General features: G+C 63.8%; 14 protein-coding genes. 7 read left to right on the forward strand and 7 right to left on the reverse strand.

The annotated features are described in order from the left end of the window. The first annotated feature begins 53 nt into the window (after nucleotides 1–53). The 7 genes from hisI to UB48_RS02285 all read left to right on the forward strand — a co-directional run bounded on the left by hisI (nucleotide 54) and on the right by UB48_RS02285 (nucleotide 4952). Nucleotides 54–446, forward strand: a complete 393-nt coding sequence (gene hisI / locus UB48_RS02255; RefSeq protein WP_038997556.1) for a phosphoribosyl-AMP cyclohydrolase — start codon at nucleotides 54–56, stop codon at nucleotides 444–446. 1 nt (nucleotide 447) lies between these two features. Then, the gene (locus UB48_RS02260; RefSeq protein WP_010222337.1) at nucleotides 448–783 is read left to right on the forward strand and encodes a phosphoribosyl-ATP diphosphatase; all 336 of its coding nucleotides are present in this window, start codon (nucleotides 448–450) and stop codon (nucleotides 781–783) included. Between the two features lie 25 nt (nucleotides 784–808). Further along, a complete protein-coding gene (locus tag UB48_RS02265; RefSeq protein WP_045193875.1) occupies nucleotides 809–1078 on the forward strand; it encodes a twin-arginine translocase TatA/TatE family subunit in 270 nt (89 codons plus the stop codon). A gap of 3 nt (nucleotides 1079–1081) precedes the next feature. Beyond that, entirely contained in the window at nucleotides 1082–1465 is a 384-nt protein-coding gene (gene tatB, locus UB48_RS02270) for a Sec-independent protein translocase protein TatB (RefSeq protein ID WP_045193877.1), read from the forward strand. Continuing rightward, nucleotides 1462–2253: a twin-arginine translocase subunit TatC gene (tatC, locus tag UB48_RS02275; protein ID WP_045193879.1), complete on the forward strand. Its 792-nt coding sequence runs from the start codon at nucleotides 1462–1464 to the stop codon at nucleotides 2251–2253. The genes tatB and tatC overlap by 4 nt, the downstream gene beginning before the upstream one ends. Beyond that, nucleotides 2250–2957, forward strand: coding sequence for a 16S rRNA (uracil(1498)-N(3))-methyltransferase (locus UB48_RS02280; protein ID WP_045193880.1), 708 nt, complete (start codon nucleotides 2250–2252; stop codon nucleotides 2955–2957). Before tatC ends, UB48_RS02280 begins: the two co-directional genes overlap by 4 nt. A 78-nt stretch (nucleotides 2958–3035) precedes the next feature. Next, nucleotides 3036–4952, forward strand: a complete 1917-nt coding sequence (locus tag UB48_RS02285) for a methyl-accepting chemotaxis protein (protein ID WP_045193881.1) — start codon at nucleotides 3036–3038, stop codon at nucleotides 4950–4952. Between the two features lie 64 nt (nucleotides 4953–5016). Here UB48_RS02285 and UB48_RS02290 read toward each other — a convergent pair whose 3' ends face one another. The 7 genes from UB48_RS02290 to pip all read right to left on the reverse strand — a co-directional run bounded on the left by UB48_RS02290 (nucleotide 5017) and on the right by pip (nucleotide 13783). Then, entirely contained in the window at nucleotides 5017–5751 is a 735-nt protein-coding gene (locus UB48_RS02290) for an amino acid ABC transporter ATP-binding protein (RefSeq protein ID WP_038999651.1), read from the reverse strand. Continuing rightward, nucleotides 5744–6706, reverse strand: a complete 963-nt coding sequence (locus UB48_RS02295; RefSeq protein ID WP_045193883.1) for an amino acid ABC transporter permease — start codon at nucleotides 6704–6706, stop codon at nucleotides 5744–5746. The genes UB48_RS02290 and UB48_RS02295 overlap by 8 nt, the downstream gene beginning before the upstream one ends. Nucleotides 6707–6782: 76 nt before the next feature. After that, entirely contained in the window at nucleotides 6783–7583 is an 801-nt protein-coding gene (locus UB48_RS02300) for a transporter substrate-binding domain-containing protein (RefSeq protein ID WP_176794300.1), read from the reverse strand. Nucleotides 7584–7834: 251 nt separating this feature from the next. Then, a complete protein-coding gene (gene mdoH / locus UB48_RS02305) occupies nucleotides 7835–10408 on the reverse strand; it encodes a glucans biosynthesis glucosyltransferase MdoH (RefSeq protein WP_045193885.1) in 2574 nt (857 codons plus the stop codon). Then, nucleotides 10401–12116 (reverse strand): glucan biosynthesis protein G, encoded by a 1716-nt coding sequence (locus UB48_RS02310; RefSeq protein WP_045193985.1) that lies wholly within the window; start codon nucleotides 12114–12116, stop codon nucleotides 10401–10403. The genes mdoH and UB48_RS02310 overlap by 8 nt, the downstream gene beginning before the upstream one ends. 261 nt (nucleotides 12117–12377) lie before the next feature. Continuing rightward, nucleotides 12378–12815, reverse strand: a complete 438-nt coding sequence (dtd, locus tag UB48_RS02315) for a D-aminoacyl-tRNA deacylase (protein ID WP_045193886.1) — start codon at nucleotides 12813–12815, stop codon at nucleotides 12378–12380. Continuing rightward, the gene (gene pip / locus UB48_RS02320) at nucleotides 12812–13783 is read right to left on the reverse strand and encodes a prolyl aminopeptidase (protein WP_045193887.1); all 972 of its coding nucleotides are present in this window, start codon (nucleotides 13781–13783) and stop codon (nucleotides 12812–12814) included. Before pip ends, dtd begins: the two co-directional genes overlap by 4 nt. Nucleotides 13784–13809 lie beyond the last annotated feature (26 nt).

Genomic DNA, 13809 nt, shown 5'->3' on the forward strand with positions numbered 1-13809 from the left:
GCACACTAACGCAAGGGTTCGGCGAAGGATCGAACCCGGTTTTGGAGTCGAAGATGAAAGACTGGCTGGACGAGATCAACTGGAACAGCGATGGCCTGGTACCGGCTATCGCCCAGGACCACAAGACCGGGCGCGTGCTGATGATGGCCTGGATGAACCGCGAATCGCTGGCGCTGACCGCCGCTGAGCAGCGGGCCATCTACTGGTCACGTTCGCGTGGCAAACTGTGGCGCAAGGGCGAAGAGTCCGGCCACGTGCAAAAACTGCACGAAATGCGCCTGGACTGCGACGCCGACGTGATCATCCTGATGGTTGAGCAACTGGGTCATATCGCCTGCCATACCGGCCGCGAAAGCTGCTTCTACCGGGTCTTCGAGCACGGTGAGTGGAAGACCGTCGACCCCGTCCTCAAGGACCCGAATGCCATCTACAGCGCAGGACACTGACATGAGCGACACCCTGACCCGCCTGGCCGAAGTACTGGAAGCGCGCAAAGGCGCCGAGCCCGACAGCTCGTACGTGGCCAGCCTGTATCACAAGGGCCTGAACAAGATTCTGGAAAAGCTCGGCGAAGAGTCGGTCGAGACCATCATCGCCGCCAAGGACGCCGCCCACAGTGGCGACTGCAGCGATGTCATCTACGAGACCGCCGATCTGTGGTTCCATAGCCTGGTCATGCTCGCCCAACTGGGCCAGCACCCGCAGGCGGTGCTGGACGAACTGGACCGCCGCTTCGGCCTGTCCGGGCACGCCGAGAAAGCAGCGCGTCAGCCGTCGGCCTAACTGAATTATTTCGAGGGATTGCACCATGGGTATTTTTGACTGGAAACACTGGATCGTCCTGCTGGTCGTGGTGGTACTGGTGTTCGGTACCAAGAAACTGAAGAACTTCGGCAGCGACCTGGGCGAGTCGATCAAGGGCTTCAAGAAAGCCATGAACGAAGAAGAGTCCAAGCCGGCCGAGCAGACGCCACCGCCAGTGCAACCGGTCCAGCCCCAGGCCGCTTCGCCGCTGAACCAGCCGCAGACCATCGACGGCCAGGCCCACAAGGTCGAAGAGCCGATCAGGAAAGATTGATCAATGTTCGGGATCAGCTTCAGCGAACTGTTGCTCGTGGGCCTGGTGGCCCTGCTGGTGCTCGGCCCCGAGCGCCTGCCGGGTGCCGCGCGCACCGCCGGGCTGTGGATCGGCCGGCTCAAGCGCAGCTTCAATGCGATCAAGCAAGAGGTCGAGCGCGAAATCGGCGCCGATGACATCCGTCGTCAGTTGCACAACGAGCACATCCTCTCCATGGAGCAGGAAGCGCGCAAGATCCTCAACCCCAACAGCGTCACGCCCGAGCCGCCGGCAACCCCGGCAGCCACCAGCGAAAGCGCCCCGGCGCCCGCCCCGGTCAGCAGCGAACCCACGCCGCCAGCCACCAGCGCGCCCACCGAACCGACACAGCCACCGCGAGCCCCATGAGCGATATTCCGGAAAACGACCAGCCGATGCCGCTGGTTTCGCACCTCACCGAGTTGCGTACACGCCTGCTGCGCTGCGTCGCGGCCATCTTCCTGATCTTCGCCGGGCTGTTTTCCTTCGCGCAGCAGATCTACACCCTGGTCTCGGCGCCATTGCGCGCGCACTTGCCGGCCAACGCGACGATGATCGCCACCGACGTCGCCTCGCCGTTCCTGACGCCGTTCAAGCTGACCATGATCGTTTCGCTGTTCCTGGCCATTCCGCTGATCCTGCAGCAGATCTGGGGCTTCATCGCGCCGGGCCTGTACCGCCATGAAAAGCGCATCGCCATTCCGTTGCTGGTGTCGAGCATCATCCTGTTCTACGCCGGCATGGCCTTCGCCTATTTCCTGGTGTTCCCGCTGATCTTCGGCTTCTTCGCCAGCGCCACCCCGGAAGGGGTGTCGATGATGACGGACATTTCCAGCTACCTGGATTTCGTCATGACCCTGTTCTTCGCCTTCGGCGTGGCCTTCGAGATCCCGGTGGCCGTAGTGCTGCTGGTGTGGATCGGCGTGGTCGACGTGAAGTACCTGAGAAAGATCCGCCCGTACGTGATCATCGGCTGCTTCGTGGTCGGCATGATCCTCACCCCACCGGACATCTTCTCGCAGACCCTGCTGGCGGTGCCGATGTGGCTGCTGTTCGAGATCGGCGTGCTGTTTGGCGGGCTGATCCGCAAGCGCAGCGAGCACCCGCAAGACGCTGCCGACGACCATAACGACCAACCGCCAGCGACCCAGCCGTGAACCTGCTGTTACTCGAAGAAGCCGATTTCATCGCGGCCGACCGTGTGGTGCTGGCTGACCGGCGCTTCACCCACATGCAGGAAATCCACCGTGTGGCAGTGGGCGACAGCCTGCGGGTCGGGCGTATCGGCGGGCTGATGGGCCAGGCCGAAGTCCTGCGCCTGGAAGGCCATGAAGCAGAACTCAAGGTCAGTTTCGACCAGCCGCCTCCGGCCAAACTGCCGCTGACCCTGGTGCTGGCGCTGCCACGGCCGAAGATGCTCCGCCGGGTGTTCCAGACCGTTGCCACCATGGGCGTGCCGAAGGTCATCCTGGTCAACAGCTACCGGGTCGAAAAGAGCTTCTGGCAAACACCGTTCCTCGAACCCGAGGCGATCCGCGAACAGCTGATCCTCGGCCTTGAGCAGACCCGCGACACGGTGCTGCCCGAGGTCATCATCGAAAAGCGTTTCAAGCCGTTTGTCGAAGACCGCCTGCCAGCCATCAGCGCCGGCACCCTCGGCCTGGTTGGCCATCCTGGCCAGTACCCGCCGTGCCCACGCGGGTTGAACGAGCCCGTTACCCTGGCCATCGGCCCGGAAGGCGGCTGGATTCCCTACGAGATTGACCTGCTGGGCAAGGCTGGCCTTGCCCCGGTACAGCTTGGCGAACGCATCCTGCGCGTCGAGACCGCGGTCACCGCGCTATTGGCACGCTTGTTCTGACTTCAGTTTTGCCGCTCCAGGCCGATGCATTGGCACCAGAACAATAATCGCCTCTGCCGATCGCAATGGAGTCCCACCATGTACCGTTGGTTAGCCCAGCACCTGGGTAACGTGAGCGTCAATCTCAAACTCGGCATCGGCTTCGGCCTGGTCCTGTTGCTGACCCTGGCCATTACCCTGACCGGCTGGCAGGGCCTGAACGGCATTACCGAGCGTGGCGACACCCTGGGCGGCATCTCCCAGGTGCACCAGGCCACCCTGGAGCTGCGCATTGCCCGCCAGGGCTTCCAGCTCAAGGGCGACGAGGCTGCAGCGCAGGGCCTGAGCAACGCCCTGGCGGCGCTTGAACGCCAGCTGCAAGCGGTCGACCAACGTATTGTCCTGCCCGAGAACCGCCGCCGTATCGAGCAGCAGCACGACGCCGTGCGCCAGTACCACCAGGCCCTGACCAGTGCCGACAAAGCCGCCCAGCAGCGCGAAGCCGCTCGCGCCGTGCTCGGCAGCAGCGCCGACGAGGCCGCAGCGCTGATCGCCCAGGTCGAGCAACAACTGCTCGGCGGTAGCGACCTGAACCTGTTCAACAGCGTGGTCGGCGCCAGCAAACTGCTGCAACAGGCGCGCTTTCAGGTGCGTGGCTATACCTACAGCGGCAAGCCCGAGTTCCAGCAAACGGCGCTTGAAGCCATCGACCAAGCCACCTCGCAGCTCAAGACCCTGGCCGAAGTGCTGCCGGCCAGTTACACCAGCAACTTCAACCAGGCCGCCCGTGCCCTGGGCAACTACCGTGGCGCGGTGGTCGAGTTCGGCAATGCGCAAAGCGCCTCCGAGCAGGCCGCGCAGCACATGATCGGGCTCGGCCAGAGCCTGATCGAGCAAAGCCAGCAACTGACCACCACCCTCACCGGCCTGCGCGATGCCGAGTCGCAGCATGCCAAGTCGATGCTAGCCCTGGCCACCGTGCTGGCCCTGTTGTTCGGCCTGCTGGCCGCCTGGGCGATTACCCGGCAGATCGTGATCCCCCTGCGCCAGACCCTCAACGCCGCCGACCGCGTCGCCAGTGGCGACCTGCGCCACGACCTCAAGGTCGATCGCCGTGACGAGCTGGGCCAATTACAGCGCAGCATGCAGCGCATGACTGTGAGCCTGCGCGAACTGATCGGTGGCATCGGCGACGGCGTCACCCAGATTGCCAGCGCCGCCGAAGAGCTGTCGGCAGTCACCGAACAGACCAGCGCCGGGGTCAACAATCAAAAGGTCGAGACCGACCAGGTCGCCACCGCCATGAACGAAATGGCCGCCACTGTGCAGGAAGTCGCGCGCAACGCCGAGGAAGCCTCCGAGGCGGCGGTGATGGCCGACCAGCAGGCCCGCGAAGGCGATCGGGTGGTCGGCGAAGCCATCGCCCAGATCGAGCGCCTGGCCAGCGAGGTCAACCACTCCAGCGAAGCCATGGGCCAGCTCAAGGCCGAAAGCGACAAGATCGGCAGTGTGCTCGATGTGATCAAGTCGGTGGCCCAGCAGACCAACCTGCTGGCCCTCAACGCCGCCATCGAAGCCGCCCGCGCCGGTGAAGCCGGGCGTGGCTTTGCCGTGGTCGCCGATGAAGTGCGCAGCCTGGCCCAGCGCACCCAGCAGTCCACCGAAGAGATCGAACAGCTGATCGCCGGCCTGCAAAACGGTACCCAGCAGGTTGCCACGGTCATGGACGCCAGCCGCGGCCTGACCGACAGCAGCGTCGAGCTGACCCGCCGCGCCGGCACCTCGCTGGAAACCATCACCCGCACCGTGTCGTCGATCCAGGCGATGAACCAGCAGATCGCCGCTGCTGCCGAGCAGCAGAGCGCGGTGGCCGAAGAGATCAACCGTAGCGTGATGAATGTGCGCGACGTGTCGGACCAGACCTCGGCCGCCAGTGAAGAGACCGCGGCGTCGAGCGTCGAGCTGGCGCGGTTGGGGACGCATCTGCAGACGCTGGTCGGCAAGTTCCAGCTGTAGAAAGCATCGCGGGTCAAGCCCGCTCCCACATAAGGTGGGAGCGGGCTTGCCCCGCGATGAGGCCCTAGAGCACCTGGCGCAAAAACGCCTGGGCGCGCAGGTCCTTGGGTGAAGTGAAGAACGCCTCCGGCGGCGAATCTTCCAGCAGCTTGCCGTGATCGAAGAACAGCACCCGATCCGCCACTTCCCGGGCAAAGCCCATTTCGTGGGTGACGCAGACCATGGTCATGCCTTCCAGGGCCAGGGTCTTCATCACATCGAGCACTTCGCCGACCATTTCCGGGTCGAGCGCCGAGGTCGGCTCATCGAACAGCATCACCTTGGGGTCCATGGCCAGGGCGCGGGCGATCGCCACCCGCTGTTGCTGGCCACCGGACAAGCGTGATGGGTACTCGTTGGCCTTCTGGGCGATACCAACCTTCTCCAGCAGCGCACGGGCCTTGGCTTCGCGCTCGGCCTTGCCGCGCTTGCGCACGACTTTTTGCGCCAGGCACAGGTTCTCCAGCACGGTCATGTGCGGGAACAGGTTGAAATGCTGGAACACCATGCCGACTTCGCGGCGGTAGGCGTTGACGTCGGTCTTCGGGTCGGCCAACTGCAGGCCGTCGATGGCCACGGTGCCTTCATCGAACGACTCCAGGCCGTTCAGGCAGCGCAGGAAGGTCGACTTGCCCGAACCCGAAGGGCCGAGCACTACCAGCACTTCGCCCTTGGCCACGTCGGTGCTGACGTGATCGACCGCGCGCACCACCTGCCCACGGGTATCGAAGACTTTTACCAGGTCACGGACTTCAATCACTTTGCGCAAGCCTCCGCTCAAGCCGGCTGGCCATGTGCGACAGCGGCAGGTTGATCAACAGGTATAGGCCGGCGACGCAGAACCAGATCTCGAAGGTCGAGAACGAAGTGGTGATCGCCTCGCGACCGCTTTTGGTCAGTTCGGTGATGGCGATCACCGAGACCAGCGAGGTGTCCTTGACCAGGCTGATGAACTGCCCGGCCAGCGGCGGCAGCACGCGCTTGAAGGCTTGCGGCAGCACCACATGACGCATCGACTGGCCAGCGCTCAGGCCCAGCGAACGGGCCGCTTCACCCTGGCCCCTGGCAATCGACTGCACCCCGGCACGGACGATCTCGGCGACGTAGGCGCCGGTAAACAGCGCCAGCGCCGCCACCCCGGCAAACTCCCGGGACAGGTTGAGCACGGTGCCGATGAAGAAGTAGAAGATAAAGATCTGCACCAGCAGCGGCGTGCCGCGCACCAGCTCGACATAGACCGTCGACAGGTCGCGCAATGTCGGGTTGTTCGACAGCCGGCAGAGCCCGGCAAACAAGCCGATCAACAGCCCCAGCACACCGGAGGCGACCGAGATCCATACCGTGGTCCACAGGCCCCAGGCCAGCGGGCCCGCGGCCCAGTGGTGGGTAACGCCGATCAGGTCGCCTTCGGCCACATCGTCGCCGCGCGACAGCTGTACGCTGGCCTGCTCGACCTCGAAGACCTGCTCGCCACCGCTCTCGTCACGTACGGTGACGCTGGCCATGTCGCCCTTGCTGACGATGGCTTCGATGGTGCCGTTTTCACTCACGCGCTGGGCGACTTCGGCCTGGTAGGCGAAATACTGCGGCACCCGGTTCCAGCGCCACTCGTAGGACATCAGCGAGGTCGCGTAATACAGGCTGATCGCCAGGCCGATCAGGACCAGCGCGGTCAGCCCGTGCCAGGGCCACTGGGCTTTGTTGTGTTTGATCACGAGGGTACTTCCGTAAAAGCGAACGCGCAGGACCAGCCTGCGCGTCGGGTTTCAAGCCAGGCGTGGGGCCTTGGCCTTATTCCATGTCCTTGAGCCAGGCGGTGTCCTTGAACCACTTGTCGTGGATTCGATCGTAGGTACCGTCGTGCTTGATCTGGTGCAGGAAGTTGTTGATGAAGTTGAGGCTGTCGTAGTCGCCCTTCTTCAGGCCGAAGGCCAGCGGTTCGAAGGTGAACGGCTTGTCGAGGAACAGCAGCTTGCCAGCGCCAGCCTTGTTCACCGCCACGACGTTGTACGGCGCGTCATAGACGAAGGCGTCGGCCTTGCCGTTGACCACGTCCATCACCGCTTCCTGCTCGTTGTCATAGCCGTGGTACTTGGCTTTGCCGATCAGCTTCTTGGCGACCATTTCGCCGGTGGTGCCGAGCTTGGAGGTCAGGCGGTACTTGTCGTTGTTCAGGTCTTTGTAGGACTTGATCTCGTCTGCCAGTTCCTTGCGGATCAGCAGGGTCTGGCCGACCACGATGAAGGGTTCGCTGAAGTTCAGCTTGAGGTTGCGTTCCTGGGTCAGGGTCATGCCGCTGCCGATCATGTCGAACTTGTCGGTCATCAGCGCCGGGATGATGCCGTCATAAGCGGTGGAAACCATCTCCAGCTTGACGCCCATGGACTTGGCCATGGCCTTGAGGATATCGACTTCGAAGCCGATGATCTCGCCGCGCTTGTTGGTCATCTGGAACGGCATGTAGGTAGGGTCCATGCCGACACGCAGGGTGCCGCGCTTGACCGCGTCATCGATGGCACCAGCCGCCTGCGCGGCACTTACCGCAACCAGCGCCGTGACGCCGACCAGCAGCATCGACAGATACTTCTTAATCATCACCAGATCCCCTAGCAGGAAAGCTCGAATTTTATTTTTGGCGCGAACCGTCCTACAGCGACGGGTGCGAGATATTCGGGGTGGGATGCTAACGCATGAACGGCACGGTACATATAGCCGAAGATGACTTTGTTACGCATTGATACCAGAAAAAGCATCGCCGGCAACACCGGCTCCCCCAAGGTCAGTTGTGCATACAACCCTGTGAGAGCCGGCGTTGCCGGCGATTGCTTGAGCCTGCCAGACGATCAGGCGCTGGCCATCGAAGGCTGCGCCGCAGGCTCTGGATGCAGCGGCAGCAGCGGCGAGTGCGGATCGTTGGCGATCGACTGGCGCCAGACGCCCAGCCAGGCCTCATTCTGCCCATCCCAGACTGCTGTGTGCAGGCGCGCCAGGGCGACCGGGTCGCTGAGCAGGGCCAGGCGGGTGTTGCCGTCCAGGCCGTTCGGGCCGACCTCCAGGGCCTTGGCGATACGCTCGGCACGCAGTGCCTCGATCGGCGCCGCGACACCGTGGCGAGCGGTGGCCAGGGCACAAGCCAGGGCGTTCTGCTGCGGATCGACCACGGCACGTACGAAACCGTCGTGCATGGCATGCCAGCGGTTCTCGTGGGTGTACTGGTCGGTGGCCAGCAGCTCCTGCGGCGTGGCGTATTCCTCAGGGATCAGGAACAGGCTTTCGTCCTTGGCACGCAGGCCCAGGTGCACGCGGCTGGAGATCACCGAGACCGGGATCGACAGCATCAGCGAACCGACGATCGGCACCAGCCACCACAAAAAGCTCGGGTTGAGCCAGGCCACCAGCAGTGCCCAGGCCACGCCCAGCAGGGTTTGTGGACCATGGCGGCGTACCGCTTCGCTCCAAGGAGTGGAGTCGTCGTCACGCTGCGGCGAGTTCCAGGTCGCGGCCCAGCCGAGGAACGCGGCGAGCACGAAGCGGGTGTGGAAAATCATCCGCACCGGCGCCAGGAGCATGGAGAAGAGCATCTCCAGCAGCATCGACACGGTGACCTTGAAGCGCCCGCCGAACTCTTTCGCGCCCTTGGCCCAGATCAGGATGACGCTGAGCAGCTTGGGCAGGAACAGCAGCACGATGGTGGTGGAGAACAGCGCGATGGCTTTCTCCGGGTGCCACTGCGGCCACAACGGGTAGAGCTGGCGCGGTTCGAGGAAGTACTGCGGCTCCATCAGGGTGTTGGTCGCCAGCAACGCGGTCGACAACACCAGGAAGAAGAACCACAGCGGCGCCGACAGGTACGACATCACCCCGGTGAGGAACACCGCACGGTGTACAGGGTGCATCCCCTTGACCAGGAACAGACGGAAGTTCATCAGGTTGCCGTGACACCAGCGCCGGTCGCGCTTGAGCTCATCGAGCAGGTTCGGCGGCAGTTCTTCGTAACTGCCCGGCAGGTCGTAGGCAATCCACACGCCCCAGCCGGCACGACGCATCAGCGCCGCTTCAACGAAGTCGTGGGAGAGGATCGCACCGGCAAAGGCACCCTTGCCCGGCAATGGCGCCAGGGCGCAGTGCTCGATGAAGGGCTTCATGCGGATGATCGCGTTGTGGCCCCAATAGTGCGACTCGCCGAGCTGCCAGAAGTGCAGGCCGGCGGTGAACAGCGGGCCGTAGACGCGGGTGGCGAACTGCTGCATGCGCGCATACAGGGTGTCCATGCCCGAGGCTTTCGGCGCGGTCTGGATGATCCCGGCGTCCGGGTTGGCCTCCATCAGGCGCACCAGGCTGGTCAGGCATTCGCCGCTCATTACGCTGTCGGCATCGAGCACGACCATGTAGCGGTAGTCGCCGCCCCAGCGCCGGCAGAAGTCGTCGAGGTTGCCGCTCTTGCGCTTGACCCGGCGACGACGCCGACGGTAGAAAATCCGCCCGAAGCCCTTGGACTCGCGGCAGACTTCCAGCCAGGCCTGTTGCTCGGCCACGGCGATGTCGGTGTCGTTGGTGTCACTGAGCACGAAGAAGTCGAAACGGTCGAGGTCACCGGTGGCGGCCACCGACTCGAAGGTCGCCCGCAGGCCGGCGAACACCCGTGGCACGTCTTCGTTGCAGATCGGCATGACGATCGCGGTGCGGGCACCGGCCTCGATCGGCTCATTGCCGGCACTGCTGCCGGAGATGCGGTATTTGTCCCGCCCGGTGAGCAGCTCGAGGAAGCCCATCAGCGCGGTCCAGAAACCCGCCGAGACCCAGCAAAAGAGGATCCCGAAGAGAATCAAGATGCTGGTCTGCAGGGCATACGGCCAGACTTGCGTGGCGGTTTGCAGCAGCGGCTGGTGCATGACCTCGTCGAGGTCGACGAACGACCAGCCCTGGTACGGCAGGATGCCCTTCATGTACCAACCGGCGACGATGGTCTGGCCGAGCATCAGCGCCAGCAGGATGTAGCGGCGCATCGAGCCGACCCAGCGCCAGCGTGCCTTGGGCAGCTCGCGTTTTTCCGGGGCCGGGGCGTTGGTGCGGCCGGTCAGGCGGCGCCAGGCGCGGATCAGGATGTTGGTCCGCCACGGCTCGGGGATGACCCGGGTGCGCCGGATCGGCGGCGTGGCCTTCAGGCACACCCGGCCGCTGCCGTCCACCGCGAGCATCTCGGCGTCTTGCAGCTCTTCGGCGCAGGTCACGTGCAGGCGCTCGCCCACCGAGGCCTGGACGGCCTCGGCAGCGTCGGCGCCCGGCTGGGCAGACAGGCGTTGATGCAGCTCGCTGAACGAGGAGCAACGGGCGAGTTCCGCGCGCTGCTCGTCGCTCAGGGGCAGGTGGGCCAGGTATTCGCTGAGCGATTCTGGCCGGGTATGGGCATTACTCATCGGCAGGCAACTGATAGCTCCAGGTCTCGGTCAGCACCTGTTCGGTGGTGGCCGGTGCCCCGGTGGTGGAGGCCGCGTCGGCGGCAGGTTGCTCGGCAGGCTTGTCGGCCTTGGCGTGTTTGGCCGCGGCTTTGTCCTGCTTGCTTGGTTTGGCAGGCTTGGCCGGCTCGACCGGAACGTCACGCAGCAGGGCGGCGCGCATCTCCACGGACTTGCCCGGATCCTTGATCTTCAACCGCAGGGTCAGGCGCCAGCCCTTGATTTCCGGGTTGTAGCGCAGGTTGTTCTCGACCACTTCGGCATTGTCGCCAACGCTGACCTGGCTGCGCACGGCGGTGTCTTCCGGCAGTTTAGCCAATACCGGGCCTTCGAAGTCGACCAGGAAGGCCACGCTGCCATCGGGCTGACGGATCAGGTTGGACTGCTTGACGTCACCGGTCGAGCGCAGGGTCTGCTTGACCCAGCCCAGGTTCGGCGAATGCAGGTTGGACTCGTCGATGGTCCAGTGCAGGCGGTAGGCGTATTCGAACGGGGTGCCTGGCTCCGGCAGTTTCTCCGGGCTCCAGAAGGCCACGATGTTGTCGTTGGTTTCGTCGGCAGTCGGGATCTCGACCAGATCGACGGTACCCTTGCCCCAGTCACCGACCGGCTCGATCCAGGCGCTTGGACGCTTCTGGTAGTTGTCGTCGAGGTCTTCGAACTGGCTGAACTCGCGCTGGCGTTGCAGCAGGCCGAAACCACGCGGGTTCTCGACGCTGAAGTTGCTCACGGCCAGGTGTTTCGGGTTGTTCAGCGGGCGCCACAGCCACTCGCCGTTGCCGGCATGGATCGACAGGCCTTCGGAGTCGTGCAGGGCCGGACGGTAGTTGAGTACCTTGGACGGCTGGTTGCCGCCGAACAGGAACATGCTGGTCAGCGGGGCGATGCCCAGGCGGCTGACGTGGTCACGCAGGAACACCTTGGACTGCACGTCGACAATGGTGTCGCTGCCCGGACGCAGGGTCAGGCGGTAGGCACCGGTGGAACGCGGCGAATCGAGCAGCGCGTAGATCACCAGTTGCTTGTCGGCAGGCTTTGGCCGCTCGACCCAGAACTCGGTGAAGCGCGGGAACTCTTCACCCGATGGCAGCGCGGTATCGATCGCCAGGCCACGGGCGGACAGGCCATACACATGGCCCTTGCCGACCACGCGGAAATAGCTGGCGCCCAGCAGGGTCATGATTTCATCCTGCTTGTCGGCCTTGTTGATCGGGTAAAGCACGCGGAAACCGGCGTAACCCAGCTTCTCGGTGGCCTTGGCGTCGAACTGCAGGTCGCCGAAATCGAAACGACTCGGGTCGTACTTGATCTCTTTCACCGCCTTGGTGGTGATTTCGTTGATCTTGACCGGTGTGTCGAAATGCATGCCCTGGTGGTAGAAGGACAGCTTGAACGGCGTCTTGTCCTTGGCCCACTCGGCTTTTTCGTTGAGGAAGCGGATTTTCTGGTAGTCCGCGTACTTCATGTCACGGAACACCGCCGGCAGATTGCTTTTCGGCGCTTCGTACTTTTGTCCGGCAAGATCCTTCGCCTTGGCCGCGACATCGTCAAGGTTGAACGCCCAGAGCTGGCCTGCGCCGAGCAGGCTTACCAGCGTTGCGCCTGCCAACAGCGCCGTGCGCAGCCGATTGCCAGGAGTTCTTGGTGCATTACAGGGACTTACAATCACGAGCAACCCTCGCCGAAAACAGATCATAAAACCAACGGCCAGCGACATATGCCAGGTTGGCGAGCACTGTTCGGACTCCGAAAGGGCGCAATGATTCCCCAAACGGTTCCGGACAGTCTCAAGTCAGAGTGAAACGAACCCACGAACGCAGGCCCACATGGCGCGCGATTATCCAGCAGGCTGCGTTACAACGCATCAGGCTGATCAAACTATTTATGCTACAAAACCCCTTGTTTTCCCGCAAACAGGGGTTTTTTGCCATCAGATTTGTAACATAAATGTTACGGGGCCATCATTGACCAGGTGCACTTGCATGTCAGCACCGAACTGACCACTGGCAACCGTCGCATGTTGCGCCTGCGCCTGGGCCAGCAAATAGTCGAAAAGCTCGGCCCCTAGCGCTGGCGGCGCAGCCGTCGAAAAGCTCGGGCGCAGGCCGCTCTGGGTATCGGCGGCCAGGGTGAACTGCGACACCAGCAGCAGGCCGCCGCCGATATCCTTGAGCGACAGGTTCATCTTGCCCTGTGGGTCGCTGAACACCCGGTAGTTGAGCAGCTTGTGCAGCAGCTTGTCGGCATGGCCGCGGGTATCGCCCGGCTCGACCGCGACCAGCACCAGCAGGCCCTGGTCGATCGCGCCAACGGTTTTGCCCTCGACATCCACCCGCGCGCCACGCACGCGTTGCAGCAAGCCCTTCATGCTTCTTCCAGGGGCAGGTCGAGCAGGCGCCGGGCCATCTGGTCGGCGGCGCGCACCAGGGCGTCGGTGATGCCGGGCTCCGAGGCAGCGTGGCCAGCGTCGCGAATCACCTTAAGCTCACTGTTCGGCCAGGCCTGGTGCAGCTCCCAAGCGTTGTCCAGCGGGCAGATCACGTCGTAGCGACCATGCACGATCACCGCCGGCAGGTGGGCGATCTTCGGCATGTCGCGGATCAACTGGTCCGGTTCAAGGAAGGCATTGTTGGTGAAGTAGTGGCACTCGATGCGGGCGATCGACAGCGCGCGCTGTGGCTCGGAGAAGCGATCGACCACCAGCGGGTTGGGCCGCAGGGTCGCGGTGCGCCCTTCCCAGGTCGACCAGGCCTTGGCTGCGTGCATCTGGGCGATCTGGTCGTTGCCGGTGAGGCGCTTGTGGAAAGCCTTGACCAGGTCGCCGCGCTCTTCGGCCGGAATCGGCGCGATGTAGTCCTGCCAGTAATCGGGAAACAGGCGGCTGGCGCCGGCCTGGTAGAACCACTCGATCTCTTGCGGGCGGCACAGGAAGATGCCACGCAAAATCAGCCCATGCACGCGCTCGGGGTGGGTCTGGGCGTAGGCCAGGGCCAGGGTCGAGCCCCACGAGCCGCCGAACAGCACCCACTTGTCGATCCCCAGGTGCTTGCGGATGCGCTCCAGGTCTTCGACCAGGTGCCAGGTGGTGTTGTTTTCCAGGCTGGCATGCGGGGTCGAACGGCCGCAGCCGCGCTGGTCGAAGGTGATGATGCGGTACAGATTGGGGTCGAAGTAGCAGCGGCTCTGGGCATCGCAGCCGGCACCCGGGCCACCATGGATGAACACCACCGGCAGACCTTCCGGCGAACCGCTTTCATCGACATACAGCACATGCGGTGCTTCCACGGCCAGATCGTGCCGGGCGTAGGGTTTGATCTGCGGGTACAAGGTCTGCATTACGCACTCCGTGTGGGAATTATTCT

Source organism: Pseudomonas sp. 2(2015) (assembly GCF_000955865.1).
Lineage (GTDB): Bacteria > Pseudomonadota > Gammaproteobacteria > Pseudomonadales > Pseudomonadaceae > Aquipseudomonas.

Bases quoted from the DNA above. Each gene is read 5' to 3' on its own strand.
- UB48_RS02265 (WP_045193875.1), top strand. From the start codon at position 809: ATGGGTATTTTTGACTGGAAACACTGGATCGTCCTGCTGGTCGTGGTG.
- pip (WP_045193887.1), bottom strand. From the start codon at position 13,783: ATGCAGACCTTGTACCCGCAGATCAAACCCTACGCCCGGCACGATCTG.
- UB48_RS02285 (WP_045193881.1), top strand. From the start codon at position 3,036: ATGTACCGTTGGTTAGCCCAGCACCTGGGTAACGTGAGCGTCAATCTC.
- UB48_RS02260 (WP_010222337.1), top strand. From the start codon at position 448: ATGAGCGACACCCTGACCCGCCTGGCCGAAGTACTGGAAGCGCGCAAA.
- tatB (WP_045193877.1), top strand. From the start codon at position 1,082: ATGTTCGGGATCAGCTTCAGCGAACTGTTGCTCGTGGGCCTGGTGGCC.
- tatC (WP_045193879.1), top strand. From the start codon at position 1,462: ATGAGCGATATTCCGGAAAACGACCAGCCGATGCCGCTGGTTTCGCAC.
- mdoH (WP_045193885.1), bottom strand. From the start codon at position 10,408: ATGAGTAATGCCCATACCCGGCCAGAATCGCTCAGCGAATACCTGGCC.
- hisI (WP_038997556.1), top strand. From the start codon at position 54: ATGAAAGACTGGCTGGACGAGATCAACTGGAACAGCGATGGCCTGGTA.
- dtd (WP_045193886.1), bottom strand. From the start codon at position 12,815: ATGAAGGGCTTGCTGCAACGCGTGCGTGGCGCGCGGGTGGATGTCGAG.